This window comes from Shewanella vesiculosa, from assembly GCF_009994065.1.
Lineage (GTDB): Bacteria > Pseudomonadota > Gammaproteobacteria > Enterobacterales > Shewanellaceae > Shewanella > Shewanella vesiculosa.
On record NZ_JAACSD010000003.1, the window covers coordinates 212,965 to 226,504 of the forward strand.

15 protein-coding genes are annotated in these 13,540 nt (G+C 41.5%); 13 read left to right on the forward strand and 2 right to left on the reverse strand.

Annotated features, from left to right (window positions below; genetic code table 11):
- Positions 1-9: 9 nt before the first annotated feature.
- From ptsP to GW828_RS00995, 11 genes are all read left to right on the forward strand, one after another.
- Positions 10-1,731: a phosphoenolpyruvate--protein phosphotransferase gene (ptsP, locus tag GW828_RS00945; protein ID WP_273057185.1), complete on the forward strand. Its 1,722-nt coding sequence runs from the start codon at positions 10-12 to the stop codon at positions 1,729-1,731.
- A gap of 81 nt (positions 1,732-1,812) precedes the next feature.
- Positions 1,813-2,322, forward strand: a complete 510-nt coding sequence (crr, locus tag GW828_RS00950) for a PTS glucose transporter subunit IIA (RefSeq protein ID WP_124015928.1) — start codon at positions 1,813-1,815, stop codon at positions 2,320-2,322.
- A gap of 262 nt (positions 2,323-2,584) precedes the next feature.
- Positions 2,585-2,926, forward strand: a complete 342-nt coding sequence (locus GW828_RS00955) for an ArsC family reductase (RefSeq protein WP_182722791.1) — start codon at positions 2,585-2,587, stop codon at positions 2,924-2,926.
- Positions 2,926-4,059 carry a succinyl-diaminopimelate desuccinylase gene (gene dapE / locus GW828_RS00960; RefSeq protein WP_124015926.1) on the forward strand — a complete coding sequence of 378 codons (1,134 nt, stop codon included), beginning with the start codon at positions 2,926-2,928 and terminating at the stop codon, positions 4,057-4,059. The genes GW828_RS00955 and dapE overlap by 1 nt, the downstream gene beginning before the upstream one ends.
- A complete protein-coding gene (locus GW828_RS00965) occupies positions 4,050-4,760 on the forward strand; it encodes a M15 family metallopeptidase (protein WP_273057181.1) in 711 nt (236 codons plus the stop codon). The genes dapE and GW828_RS00965 overlap by 10 nt, the downstream gene beginning before the upstream one ends.
- A 35-nt stretch (positions 4,761-4,795) precedes the next feature.
- Positions 4,796-5,644: an alpha/beta fold hydrolase gene (locus GW828_RS00970; RefSeq protein ID WP_182722790.1), complete on the forward strand. Its 849-nt coding sequence runs from the start codon at positions 4,796-4,798 to the stop codon at positions 5,642-5,644.
- A gap of 110 nt (positions 5,645-5,754) precedes the next feature.
- Entirely contained in the window at positions 5,755-6,381 is a 627-nt protein-coding gene (can, locus tag GW828_RS00975) for a carbonate dehydratase (protein WP_124015924.1), read from the forward strand.
- A gap of 169 nt (positions 6,382-6,550) precedes the next feature.
- Positions 6,551-7,735 carry an 8-amino-3,8-dideoxy-alpha-D-manno-octulosonate transaminase KdnA gene (kdnA, locus tag GW828_RS00980; RefSeq protein ID WP_124015923.1) on the forward strand — a complete coding sequence of 395 codons (1,185 nt, stop codon included), beginning with the start codon at positions 6,551-6,553 and terminating at the stop codon, positions 7,733-7,735.
- A 71-nt stretch (positions 7,736-7,806) separates the two neighbouring features.
- Positions 7,807-8,877, forward strand: coding sequence for a 3-deoxy-alpha-D-manno-octulosonate 8-oxidase KdnB (kdnB, locus tag GW828_RS00985; protein ID WP_182722789.1), 1,071 nt, complete (start codon positions 7,807-7,809; stop codon positions 8,875-8,877).
- A gap of 87 nt (positions 8,878-8,964) precedes the next feature.
- Positions 8,965-9,702: an 8-amino-3,8-dideoxy-manno-octulosonate cytidylyltransferase KdsB gene (gene kdsB, locus GW828_RS00990; protein ID WP_124015921.1), complete on the forward strand. Its 738-nt coding sequence runs from the start codon at positions 8,965-8,967 to the stop codon at positions 9,700-9,702.
- A gap of 72 nt (positions 9,703-9,774) precedes the next feature.
- Entirely contained in the window at positions 9,775-10,008 is a 234-nt protein-coding gene (locus tag GW828_RS00995) for a DUF2897 family protein (RefSeq protein ID WP_182742708.1), read from the forward strand.
- A gap of 151 nt (positions 10,009-10,159) precedes the next feature.
- Here the strand turns inward: GW828_RS00995 and GW828_RS01000 are convergent, their stop codons facing one another.
- Positions 10,160-11,242: an AI-2E family transporter gene (locus tag GW828_RS01000; protein WP_124015919.1), complete on the reverse strand. Its 1,083-nt coding sequence runs from the start codon at positions 11,240-11,242 to the stop codon at positions 10,160-10,162.
- A gap of 23 nt (positions 11,243-11,265) precedes the next feature.
- Positions 11,266-11,487: a sulfurtransferase TusA family protein gene (locus GW828_RS01005; RefSeq protein WP_124015918.1), complete on the reverse strand. Its 222-nt coding sequence runs from the start codon at positions 11,485-11,487 to the stop codon at positions 11,266-11,268.
- Between the two features lie 163 nt (positions 11,488-11,650).
- On the opposite strand from GW828_RS01005, the gene bepA reads away from it, so the two are divergent.
- Positions 11,651-13,084, forward strand: a complete 1,434-nt coding sequence (gene bepA / locus GW828_RS01010; RefSeq protein ID WP_259395590.1) for a beta-barrel assembly-enhancing protease — start codon at positions 11,651-11,653, stop codon at positions 13,082-13,084.
- Positions 13,085-13,181: 97 nt separating this feature from the next.
- Positions 13,182-13,538, forward strand: a complete 357-nt coding sequence (gene arsC, locus GW828_RS01015) for an arsenate reductase (glutaredoxin) (protein ID WP_182742647.1) — start codon at positions 13,182-13,184, stop codon at positions 13,536-13,538.
- The last annotated feature ends 2 nt before the right edge of the window (positions 13,539-13,540 follow it).

Consider the following 13,540-nt stretch of genomic DNA (forward strand, 5'->3'; position numbering starts at 1 on the left):
GACAACTTAATGTCAATCAATGGAATCGTTGTTTCTGCTGGTATCGCTTTTGGTAAAGCACTGACTATCACCAATCAACTGCCGCCACTTGATTTTAAACTGCTTTCTATTGAACAAATTGACGATCAGCAGCAAAAATTAACGCAAGCTATTCATCAGCTTATTGCTCATTTGCAACACTGCCAACATCATCTGTGTCCTGAGTGTGATCATTTTCAACTGATTGATAGTGATATTATCCTGCTTGAAGACGAGGAGCTGCAGCAACAACTGCATCAACATATTCACCAATTTAGAGTATGTGCTGCGGTGGCGGTTGATCGTATATTTAATCAACATGCTGTAGAAATGTCAGCATTAGACGACCCATATTTAGCAAATCGTAGCATTGATATTATTTGTTTAGCCAAGCGCCTCACCAGTGCGTTACATGGACATTTACAGTGGGACTTATCCGCTCTCACCGAAGACACCATATTACTGGCTGATGATTTAACCCCTGCTGAATTTGCGATATTACCATTAACCCACATTACCGGACTGATCCTCGAATCAGGCGGGCTAACCAGCCATACCGCAATTTTAGCGCGTGCAGCAGGTATTCCTGCATTGCTTAATTACCAATTTTCGCAAACCAAAGATGTCATTGAAGATGGAGCACAACTGGTTTTAGATGGCATGTCAGGCGAGTTACATGTTGCACCTTCAACGGAAGTTTTTGAGCAATTAAAACAAAAACAACAACAAGAAGTAGTCCGTCGCCAAGCCTTGATGATTTACAAAGATAGACCCAGTCAAACTCGTGATGGCCATCAAATCACTTTACTTGCAAATGTGGGTAACTTAAGCGAAATATCTCACATCACCGATGTAGGGGCTCAAGGTATTGGTTTGTTTCGCACCGAATTTTTATTAATGAATGCCAAAGCACTGCCAGATGAGCAACAACAATATAAGCTTTATAGTGATGCCCTTCACAGCTTACAAGGTGAAGTACTGACCATTCGAACCTTTGATATTGGCGCCGATAAAGAAATTCCTTGTTTGCCGCAAACCAATGAAGATAACCCTGCCCTTGGCATTCGGGGTATTCGCTATAGTTTGGCGCACCCAGCAACCTTCATAACTCAAATAAAAGCGATACTGAGGGCTGCAAATCATGGCCAAGTTCGATTAATGTTCCCCATGGTCAGTCAAGTCGAAGAACTTGACGCCGCGTTCTTATTAATTGAACGTGCTAAACAAGAATTAAATCAGCAAGAAAAAGGCTTCGGAACACTGAGCTATGGTATTGTGGTTGAAACTCCTGCTGCTGTATTTAATTTACCCAGCATGTTGCCAATGCTTGATTTTGTCAGTATTGGTACAAATGATTTAACTCAATATACCTTAGCGGCCGATCGCACCAATCCAAATTTAGCCAAACAATACCCTCCATTATCGCCTGCTGTGATCCAGCTGATTTCTATGACAGTAAGTCACTGTAAACAGGCTCAGGTTAAGGTATCTTTATGTGGTGAACTTGGCAGCGACCCACAAGTCTTACCTTTATTAGTCGGACTCGGTCTTGATGAATTGAGTATCAATCCGGCCAATTTATTAGACGTAAAAGTGGCATTAATCGAGGGTAATTACAGTCATTTTGTTCACCATGCACAACACATCACACAGTTAACTCGCATTACTGATATTCGTAAAGCCATTAACGCTTTTGCACAAGATTGCGTTTAATCACACAAATAATGTTGGTAAAGTGAGTATAGCCGTTTACAATTAACCGCATAAAAATATTAATAAAAGGGGCTAGTTCTTATGGGATTTTTAAGCCGCATTCGACGACTGATTTCAGGCCAACCACCGCTAACGGGTGGTATTGCCATTTATGCACCTGTATCGGGTGATATTGTCGCAATCGAAAAAGTACCTGACGTGGTATTTGCTGAAAAAATTGTCGGCGATGGTATTGCTATCGACCCTAAGGGCGAATTTATTGTTGCCCCAATTGATGGCACTATTGGGAAAATTTTTGAGACTAATCATGCGTTTAGTATTGAATCACCACAAGGGCTTGAATTGTTTGTCCATTTTGGTGTTGGCACCGTTGAGCTCAGGGGCAATGGTTTTAAGCGTTTGGCCGAAGAAGGCCAGCAAGTTAAAGCCGGTGAAGCAATCTTATCTTTTGATTTAGCCTATTTACGTGGCAAGGTCGACAGCCTGCTGACCCCAGTGGTACTGGCTAATATGGAAGATGTTAAACAACTCGATAAAGCCCAAGGTAGTGTAGTTGCTGGTAAAGATATTATTTTTACCGTACAAATGTAACATCAAATTGGCTCGTTCTATTTAACAACCTGTTCAATAGTTGTCGTAAATTATCGCGCCACAATAATATGCAACCTTCACCTTAAGCGATCGTAGGTTGCATATTATGAAATCTTTTCAAAACAGCTTCTTCGGCTTGTTCAAGCCGCCCCACAATGCCACAATGTTGCTAATATCCAGTTTGCACTAGGCTGTCTTCAAAGCTCATTTTGAGAGCTAAAGCTTAACGTCACAACCCAATAGACATTAATGGAGTATTCTTTTGACTTTATATGGCATAAAAAATTGCGATACAGTTCGTAAGGCGCGCAAATGGCTTGAAGCCGAAAAGATTGATTACACGTTTCACGATTTTCGTGAAGATGGCTTGAGTGAAACAACCGTTGCACAGTGGGCTAATATTGCGGGTTGGGAAAAGCTATTTAATAAGCGCAGCACCAGTTTTCGTGGGTTAACTGACGCTGAAAAAACGGATATTTGCCAAGACAAAGCCATCGCCTTAATGGTGCAATATCCAACGTTGGTAAAGCGCCCTGTGTTAGTTAATGATGATAAAATACTGATTGGCTTTAACGTCGCAGAATACCAAGCGTGGTTTGCATAATGAATAACGATGTAGTTGAATTAGCAAAAGATCTGATTTCACGTCCCTCGGTAACACCACTGGATGAAGGTTGCCAAACCCTGATGGCCAAGCGTCTTGCTGCCATTGGTTTTAATATTGAACCTATGGTCTTTGAAGACACCACTAACATGTGGGCAAGACGAGGAAACAGCGATCCTGTATTTTGCTTTGCCGGCCATACCGATGTCGTCCCCACTGGCGACCTGAACCGCTGGCATACACCGCCATTTGAGCCGACCATCATAGATAACTATTTACATGGCCGCGGCGCGGCAGACATGAAAGGCTCGTTAGCTGCAATGATTGTCGCAACTGAACGCTTTATTGCTAAGCATCCCGACCATCATGGTTCTATCGCGTATTTAATTACCAGTGACGAAGAAGGTCCGTTTATCAATGGTACCACCCGCGTGATTGATACCCTTGAAGCTCGTAATGAAAAAATGACTTGGGCGTTAGTTGGCGAACCCTCTTCTACCCATAAATTAGGTGATGTGGTTAAAAATGGCCGCCGTGGAAGCTTAACCGGTAATTTAACCGTTAATGGTATTCAAGGTCATGTCGCTTACCCTCACCTTGCTGACAACCCAATTCATAAGGCGGTTCCTGCACTAACAGAACTGGCGCAAATGCATTGGGACAGTGGTAATGAATTTTTCCCCCCAACCAGTTTTCAGATTGCTAACATTAATGGGGGTACGGGTGCGTCAAATGTGATCCCAGGCGATTTACAAGTCATGTTTAACTTTCGTTACTCCACAGAAGTCACTGCAGAAGAGTTGATCCAACGAGTGGTGAGTATTCTTGATGCCCATGGCTTAGATTATGATATCAATTGGATTTTTAATGGCTTACCGTTTCTAACCGGAGATGGCCCATTGCTTGACGCCACACGCGAAGCCATTCGAGAAGTGACTGGTTATGAAACCGATCCACAAACCTCTGGTGGTACTTCAGATGGACGCTTTATTGCACCAACTGGCGCCCAAGTGTTGGAGCTAGGCCCAGTAAACGCCACTATTCATAAAGTAAACGAGTGTGTCAACGTGGCTGACTTAGAGATATTAGCCAATTGCTATGAGCGTATTTTGGAAAAACTCTTGTGCAAATAAAGCCCCAATCGCCTTTAATCGATATCCCTAGCGAACACGCTAAGCTATACGGTTTAGGCGATCATCATTTGGTCTCTATTGGGCAGTATTTACTGGAGCAGCGAACTGCAACTGCATTTAAACAGCTGCAGGTCGCGGCATCAATAGCTGGATTTGATGTCCAGATATGCTCGGCATATCGGCCGTTTGATCGTCAATTGAACATTTGGAATGCCAAAGCCAATGGTCAAAGGCCGTTGCTAGATAACACCTCAACCCCTGTGGTATTCAATAGTCTTTCACCACAACAACTGATTGATACTATTTTGATATGGTCTGCATTACCAGGGGCGTCACGACACCACTGGGGCACTGACCTCGATGTATATGATGCCAATGGTATTAGCCAACAATCATTACAATTAGTCACCGCAGAATACACAAACGACGGCCCTTGCGCCCCGCTGCATCGCTGGCTCAAGTTACACGCAGGCGAATTTGGATTTTACTTTCCATATCAAGCCAATTTAAGCGGTGTCAGTCCTGAACCTTGGCACATGAGTTATTATCCTGTGGCAAATGAATTATTAGTTGAATTTAGCGCACTGGAATTAGCAAAAGTATTGTCTGCTGCAGAAATATCATTAAAATTACCGCTACTTGAACGACTATCTGAGTTAGTTGATCATTATGTTTTCTTTGTTGCGCCTTCTCCGACGTAATGTCTGCGCGCACAGCCCCTTTATATGAGTCTGTTATGTCCACTTTAATGCCCCATAAAATGATTGATAATCAACCTCTGTATTACGTGGATCAAGGCCATGGGCCTGTGGTTATTTTTTGCCATGGTTTACTCGCCTCCAGTGCCATGTGGCAAGGACAAATTGATAAACTATCGTCACAATATCGTTGTATCGCCATCGACTTTTGGGGCCATGGTCAAACAACCACAGTCCCTGACAATACCCAAAACCTACAAGATGTGGCCCAGCAGGTATTAACCTTAATGGATATGCTTGATATTGGATCGGCCGCCATCATAGGTCATGGTAGTGGCGGCGCGATTGCTGCAGAAGTTATTTTACAAGCACCTGCTCGTATCCATGGGTTAGTGATGTTGAACAGTTTTGTCGGATTCGAGCCACAAGTTAACTGCATCAAATACCAAGGACTCATGGCAAAAATTGCCAATGAACAAACGATCTCAGCTGAACTTGCACAAACTATTAGCGGGTTATTTTTCAGTAAAGAGATCCAGCAATTGAGTCAACAAGATGCTAACCTTAGTACTGTAGTGGCGCAATTCAATACACAACTAACCACTTATTCAAGCGCACAACTTGCGGTATTACTTAACATGGCTAACATGGCTATCTTTAAACGCGATACCTTAGAATATGTTGAGTTACTGACTTTACCCACATTAATCGCAGTTGGCTTAAGTGGCTATTTGCGTACCGCATTGGAAAGTTATTTAATGCATGATTCTATCGATGGCAGTCAATTATTGCACATTGAACAAGCGGGTCATTTTGCTAACATCGAAAAGCCAGCCATTTTCAATCAGCATCTTATTGATTTTTTGAGTAAAGTTAATTTTAATTAATCACATCAATGGATAGACCAGATCGATAGGCATTGCTGATATACTCGTAACAAAATGACATATAGCCTGTAATGACTTACAGGTTTAAAAACGACCTAATTCGAGCATCAATGAAACTTCTTAAACCATTATTTGATAATAATCGCCGTTGGGCAGAACGGATCAGTAGAGAAGATCCTACCTTTTTTGCTCAACTGGCAAAGCAACAAAACCCAGAGTACTTGTGGATTGGATGCTCAGATAGCCGTGTGCCATCAAACCAAATTATCGACCTCCTGCCCGGTGAAGTATTTGTTCACCGTAACATTGCTAACATGGTTATTCACACTGATTTAAATTGCTTATCTGTATTGCAATATGCTGTTGATGTGCTGAAAGTAAAGCACATAATGGTTGTTGGTCATTACGGCTGCGGTGGTGTTAGGGCTGCAATGAATAAAGAACGATTAGGTTTAATTGACAATTGGCTTGGTCATTTACGCGACATATACCGTATTCATCAAGACGACCTTGAATCAATGACTGAGCAACAACGTTTTGATCGTCTGTGTGAGCTTAATGTCATCGAACAAGTGTCAAATGTGGTATCGACTAATATCGTTCAAGAAGCCTGGGATCGTGGTCAAGAAGTCGCAATACACGGTTGGATTTATGGGATTGATAACGGATTGCTTACTGATTTAGACGTGACCATTGACCGTACAAATGGCCGTGTTAATGGGCAAAATCTAGCATAACTGTTTAATCTATCTTCATCTGCTGTTTTAATTGGCCTGTTATTTAGCAGGCCTTTGTTTATTGTTATTAAAAATATGCAATAAAAGTCGCGAACCACTACTGAAGAACGTTATAATCAAGCCGTTTATTTAGCGCTACTATGCGCAGAATTTTTAGGAGATGATTTCCATGCCTGGTTTTGAATTATTTGGTCCTGAGGAAAAGCAGGAAGTTGCTGATGTAATGGAGAACGGTTTTACCTTCCGTTATAACTTCGACCATATGCGCAATGATCGCTGGAAAACCCGCGACATGGAGCAACTACTTTGCGAAAAGATGAACGTAAAACACGCTCATTTAGTATCAAGTGGTACTGCTGCATTACAAACTGCAATGGCAGCAGCAGGCGTTGGTGCTGGTGATGAAGTTATTGTGCCTCCATTTACCTTTGTCGCCTCTGTTGAAGCCGTGTTTATGGCCGGTGCTGTGCCTATTTTTGCTGAAATTGACGAAACATTATGTTTATCTCCAGAGGGCATTGAAGCCGTTATCACACCACGAACCAAGGCAATAAACCTTGTTCATATGTGCGGCTCTATGGCGAAAATGGACGAAATCAAAGCCGTGTGTAAGAAGCACAACTTAGTGATTTTAGAAGACGCATGTCAAGCTATCGGCGGCAGTTATAAAGGTCAAGCATTAGGTACAATTGGTGATGTGGGTTGTTACTCTTTTGACTCAGTCAAAACCATCACCTGTGGTGAAGGTGGCGCAATTGTCACTAACAACAGCGATATTTATAACCATTCACACATGTTTTCTGACCATGGTCATGACCACGTCGGCAGTGATCGTGGTGCAGAATCACATCCTATTATGGGGTTGAATTTCCGTATTTCTGAAATGAATGCAGCCATGGGTTTAGCGCAATTACGTAAGCTTGATAAAATCATTGCCATTCAGCGTAAAAACAAAAAAACCATCAAAGATGCTATGGCTTCTATTGCCGAAATCACTTTCCGTGAAATTCCTGATCCTGAAGGCGATTCAGCTGGCTTCTTAACATTTATGATGCCAACAGAAGCGCGTACCCAAGAAATTAACCAAAAGCTGGCTGCCAACAAAGTTGATGGCTGTTTTTACTGGTATGTTAACAACTGGCATTACCTTAAAAACTGGAAGCACATCCAAGAACTCAAAGCACCGGCGGCGTTACCGATCATGCTAATTGCTGATCGCCCAGATTATACTAAGGTGCTGACACCTAAGTCTGACGCTATCATGAGCCGCACAATTTCTATGCTGATCAAGTTATCTTGGACAGATGAGCAAATTGCTGAGCGTATTGAAAACATCAAACGTGCTTTTGCCTAGTCTAAACACCTCTGAGCCTGTAAGGGCTCAGAGCACTTTTTACAGTACTTATCTCAATGGAGACTGTTGTAATGAGTTTTAAAAATTTTAAATGCGTACCAAAAATGATTTTCGGCCGTGGCTCATTCGTGCAACTTGATGTTGTACTAGGTCAAGAACGCAAAGAAGCTAACGATTTTGTGGTCTTTTTAGTTGATGATGTTCACCAAGGTAAGCCACTGGCTGACCGCGTACCAACTAAAGCACACGACTTACTGATTTACGTAAACGTAGATGAAGAGCCCACCACCGAACAAGTTGATGGATTAACGGCTCAAGTTAAAGCCTTTAACACGACATTGCCTGTAAGCGTAGTCGGTTTAGGTGGCGGTTCAACCATGGATTTAGCTAAAGCGGTATCGTTAATGCTAACTAACCCAGGCAGTTCTTCAGAATACCAAGGTTGGGATTTAATTAAAAATCCTGCTGTACACCATATTGGCATTCCAACAGTCTCTGGTACGGGGGCTGAAGCATCTCGTACAGCAGTATTGTGCGGCCCGGTGCGTAAACTCGGACTAAACTCTGACTACACTGTATTTGATCAAATCATTATGGACTCTGAACTTATTGCCGGAGTACCGACTGATCAATGGTTCTATACTGGTATGGATTGCTTTATCCATTGTGTTGAATCATTACAGGGGACTTATTTAAATGAGTTCGCTAAAGCATTCGCTGAAAAATCGATGGATTTATGCCGTCAGGTGTTCTTAGACGACCACGCAGAAAAAGATGACAAGCTAATGATGGCATCTTATATGGGCGGTATGAGCATTGCTTATAGTCAAGTGGGGGCATGTCATGCGGTGTCTTACGGCTTAGGTTATGTGCTGGGCTATCATCACGGCATTGGTAACTGTTTAGCTTTTAATGTGTTAGAAGAATTCTACCCAGAAGGCGTAACTGAATTCCGTAAAATGATGAAAATTCATAACATCACTTTACCTAAAAACATCTGTAAAGACTTACCGGATGAGACTATCGCTAAGATGGTTGCTGTGACCAAGAGCATGGGCCCACTTTGGGACAACGTGTATGGTAAAGGCTGGGAAGAAAAAGTTACCGACGAAATGCTGACTAAGTTGTTCCGTCGTATATAATACACGATAGATTCAATCATAAAGGGCTCTTATGAGCCCTTTTATTTATTGTCTACACCATAATCACTACACAAATAGGTCATATTAATGAACGTTACTCTATTAATCCCGGCACGTTATGGTTCAAGCCGTTTCCCGGGCAAGCCGCTGGCCCCGATTAATGGTAAACCCATGATCCAACATGTTTACGAACGTGCTTCTTTAGCCAAAGGTGTCGATAATATTTATGTTGCCACTGATGATGACCGCATTAAACACGCGGTAGAATCTTTTGGCGGTAAAGTTGTTATGACTAGCCCTGAAGCTGCTTCTGGAACCGATCGTATTAATGATGCTATTGAGCAACTGGGTCTTAGCGATGACGATTTAGTGATTAATTTACAAGGTGATCAGCCACTGATTGATCCTATCTCAATTGAGCAAATCATTAGCCTATTTGAACGTCATCCTGGTGAGTTTGAAATGGCGACGTTAGGATTTGAAATTGTCGATAAAAGAGAACTAGATGACCCAATGCACGTTAAAATGGTCTTTGATAATGACTATAATGCATTGTATTTCTCACGGGCCCGGATTCCTTTTGGCCGTGATACCAACGACTACCCTGTCTATAAACACTTAGGTGTTTATGCTTACACAAAACGTTTTGTGAATGCCTTTGCTAAGTTACCTTTAGGTAGACTTGAAGATCTGGAAAAATTAGAGCAGCTTCGCGCTCTTGAATACGGCCATAAAATTAAAATTGCTATCAGCGCATTTGACTCACCAGAAGTTGATACCCCTGAAGATATTCGCAAATGCGAATTGCGCTTAGCTGTCGACTAACTAACATGTGTTAACCTAGTCTGAGTACTAAAGCAATAAGGCGATAATACTAAGGTTAAACAGGAGTTTTCCATGAGTTTAGAAGGTTATGAAGTATGGCTAATTATTATTTTAGTCATCGGGATTATCGCGAGTAATATTGCAGTATTAAAATATTCAGCCAAATTTAAGATGCCTCAGTTTGGAGCACAAAAAGACAGCACCGATAAAACCGCACCTAAAGACAGCTCACAACAAGCAACTGATAAACTTAATCAACGACCTTCTAGCGAAGACGATAAAGACAGTAAAGATAAGCCCCTATAGTGCGAGTACAATAACGTCATCTAAGCGCGGTTTTCCTGCAACACATACTGCTATTTTCATCGTTCATCAGCACAGCGTATTTAGTCCATAAAAAAAGCTAACACCATAACGGGTTAGCTTTTTTTATCACTCAATTGAGGATCTTCAGGGATTATTCACTGTCGAACGAGACTCGTTGTTGCTGTTGGTTATTGGGCCAAGCATTGATGACCGCTTTAACTAATGATGCCAGCGGTATTGCAAAGAACACGCCCCATACCCCCCATAAGCCACCGAAGACTAATACAGCCGCAATGATCATTACCGGATGTAAATCAACGGCATCAGAGAACAATAACGGTACCAAAACATTACCGTCCAACGCCTGAATAATGCCATAACCTAACATTAAATAACCAAATTCAGCACTAAAGCCCCATTGGAAAAATGCCACTAACGCAATCGGTAAGGTCACTAATGTTGCCCCGACATAAGGGATCAACACAGATAATCCGGTCAACACGCCAAGTAACGCAGAATAACTTAGCCCCATAATCGCAAAGAAAATATAACTGGCTACGCCAACAATAACAATTTCAATTACTTTGCCACGAATATAGTTAAAAATTTGCTGATCCATTTCAAACCACACTTTTCGCGCTAAACCGCGGTTAGTGGGGAAAAACCGTTTACTACCATTTATCAAATAATCTTTATCTTTCAAAAAGAAAAATACCAACAATGGTACTAAAATGGCGTACACCATTAACACCAGTAATGACGCTGAATAACCAAGAATTTGTTTACCTAAATCAATAATATGCTGCGTATCGAGCATCTTTTTGATTTCTTCCATCATTGAATCAAGCTGCGGAGCACTGATAAATTGAGGGTAATCGGCACTAAATTCTCTAACCAGTAACATACCCTTATCGATCATAGAAGGTAAATCAGTTACCAATGACACCCCTTGGCGCCATATACTGGGCACTAAACCAAACATCAAAATAATCATTAAGCCTAAAAACACCACCAAGACGATTGATGCCGCCATCGTTCTGCTTATTCCCAATCGCGACATTTGTGCTACTGGCCATTCAAGTAAAAAGGCTAGTACCAAAGCAACGAGCAATGGCGCAAGCAGACCAGAACCAAAGTATAATGCCAAACCAATTCCCACAATAATAAACACTAAGGTGATGGCTTGCGGGTCACTAAAACGGGTTTTGCACCAATCAGTTAAAAATTCCAGCATTGAAGAACCTTATATATACAATTTCAATTTGTTTTGGTGATGATAAATGATAAACAGTGCGGTTGATCAGCAATGATTTCAATATCAAAACCCATTTTTTTTATCAACAAGGGAACATCTCGGCGTGAACCGGGGTCTGATAACAGTACATGTAATTTTTCATCTACATCCATGTGCCTCAGTAAAAGTTTTACTTTTACCAAAGGATAGGGACAAACATAAGGTGTTAAATCAATTAAAATCATTATCAACTTGCTTTAAACAATCTAGGGCTATTATCCTAGCTTGAACAATAAACCACAAGCAATGTAACTTAAGCAAACTTGTTGGTTAAGCTTAAATTTTCAATTCAATCATCATTAAAGGTTTCGCTTGAGCAAATTATCATTATCGACCTTTTCAAAAACACTGGCCGCGAGCGCAATTAGCGTTCTATTTGCCGCCAGTATTGGCCACAGTTTTGCCAATAATGATCTTCCAGATCTGGGTACGGCTGCAGTTAATACCTTTAGTTTAGAAAAAGAAACCGTTTACGGTGACGCATACATGCGGGTTATTCGTTCTTCTGCCCCCGTATTAAGTGATCCGGTGCTAAGTCAGTATTTATCAGAACTGGGCAATAAGCTGGTTGCTAATGCTACAGGAGTCAAAACACCGTTTTATTTCTTTTTACTGCGCAATGATGAAATTAACGCATTTGCATTTTTCGGTGGTCATGTTGGCGTTCATACTGGCTTATTTTTAAATGCTGACAACGAAAGTGAATTGGCATCAGTACTTGCACACGAAATTACTCACGTAACTCAACGTCATCTTGCGCGCTCACTTGAAGCACAAGAGAAAAGTTCTACGGCTACGATTGTGGGTATGTTAGGAGCTATTTTATTAACCATAGCAGCCCCTCAAGCAGGTATGGCTGCACTAGCGACAACCCAAGCACTATCAACACAAGCAAAAATTAACTATACCCGCTCAAATGAGCAAGAGGCCGACCGTATTGGCATGCAAACTCTTGTTGATGCAGGGTTCGATCCCAATGCTGCCGCCACATTTTTCGGTCAGCTGGCTATTCGTTATCGTTTTACCACCACCCCACCACAAATGTTACTGACGCATCCATTACCAGAGTCTCGAATTACAGAAGCCCGTAACCGTGCGGCTCAATACGCTAAACGATATGTACCTAACAGCCTTAACTTTCAATTAGCCAAAGCGCGTATCCAAGTGCGTTTTTCAAGTTTAAGTGACGATGCGGCATTATCTTTATTTGAACAACAACTCAAAAAGAATGAATATACTTTTAAAGAGGCTGCTCTCTACGGCAAAGCGCTGGCACTTTTCCGTTTACAGAAATTTGATCAAGCTGAGGTCATCATTGATGACTTGCTTAAACAAGATGACAATAATTTGTTTTATATCGATACCAAAACAGATTTATTAGATCAGAAAAAAGACTATACAAATGCCATCGCATTATTAGAAGCGCAACGGAAAATAAAACCAACTTCACAGGTGATCAATACTAACTTAGCCAATATTTATGTGCAGGCTGATCAGCCCCAAAAAGCCATTCCGCTTTTAGAGGAACTGATATTTTTCGATAAGCAGAATATGCTGCCTTATCAAATTATGGCTGATGCGTACCGCAAGTTAGATAACAAAGCCCTCGAGTATTACAGTAATGCTGAATTTATGGCCTTATCAGCTAATTACAAGGGAGCGATTGACCAACTCAACTATGCTTATCGCTATTCAGATGGTAAAACCTTACAACTGGCAAGAATTGAAGCAAGAATAAGACAATTTAGACAAGCTGATAGGGAAATGGAGGCGTTAAAGTAGCCGCAATAATTTAACCTTACAAGCCATTCTTTGATAGAATGATGGCAAACAATAAATGAATTTATTGTTTGCCATTTTTTAATGACGGACTCTAAACATGACAACTGCAAAAACAATTATTTACCATAACCCGCGCTGCTCAAAAAGCCGTGAAACCTTAGCATTACTGCAGGCTAATAACGCCGATATCACAGTCGTTGAATATTTAAAGACGCCGCCATCCGCCACGGAAATACAGACCATATTACAGCTTCTGGGTTTAACGGCGCGCCAGCTAATGCGAACCAAAGAAGATGAATATAAAAGCCAATACTTAGCAGATGCATCCTTATCAGAAGCGCACCTTATTGCTGCTATGGTAGCAACACCTAAGTTAATTGAACGCCCAATTGTGCTAGCCAACAATAAAGCTGCTATTGGCCGTCCTCCTGAAAATGTTTTGTCTATTCTGTAACG

What these genes read in the sequence shown, in the direction of transcription:
- ptsP (WP_273057185.1), top strand. Translation starts at nt 10, where the DNA reads ATGTCAATCAATGGAATCGTTGTTTCTGCTGGTATCGCTTTTGGTAAA.
- crr (WP_124015928.1), top strand. Translation starts at nt 1,813, where the DNA reads ATGGGATTTTTAAGCCGCATTCGACGACTGATTTCAGGCCAACCACCG.
- dapE (WP_124015926.1), top strand. Translation starts at nt 2,926, where the DNA reads ATGAATAACGATGTAGTTGAATTAGCAAAAGATCTGATTTCACGTCCC.
- GW828_RS00970 (WP_182722790.1), top strand. Translation starts at nt 4,796, where the DNA reads ATGTCCACTTTAATGCCCCATAAAATGATTGATAATCAACCTCTGTAT.
- can (WP_124015924.1), top strand. Translation starts at nt 5,755, where the DNA reads ATGAAACTTCTTAAACCATTATTTGATAATAATCGCCGTTGGGCAGAA.
- kdnA (WP_124015923.1), top strand. Translation starts at nt 6,551, where the DNA reads ATGCCTGGTTTTGAATTATTTGGTCCTGAGGAAAAGCAGGAAGTTGCT.
- kdnB (WP_182722789.1), top strand. Translation starts at nt 7,807, where the DNA reads ATGAGTTTTAAAAATTTTAAATGCGTACCAAAAATGATTTTCGGCCGT.
- kdsB (WP_124015921.1), top strand. Translation starts at nt 8,965, where the DNA reads ATGAACGTTACTCTATTAATCCCGGCACGTTATGGTTCAAGCCGTTTC.
- GW828_RS00995 (WP_182742708.1), top strand. Translation starts at nt 9,775, where the DNA reads ATGAGTTTAGAAGGTTATGAAGTATGGCTAATTATTATTTTAGTCATC.
- GW828_RS01000 (WP_124015919.1), bottom strand. Translation starts at nt 11,242, where the DNA reads ATGCTGGAATTTTTAACTGATTGGTGCAAAACCCGTTTTAGTGACCCG.
- GW828_RS01005 (WP_124015918.1), bottom strand. Translation starts at nt 11,487, where the DNA reads ATGATTTTAATTGATTTAACACCTTATGTTTGTCCCTATCCTTTGGTA.
- arsC (WP_182742647.1), top strand. Translation starts at nt 13,182, where the DNA reads ATGACAACTGCAAAAACAATTATTTACCATAACCCGCGCTGCTCAAAA.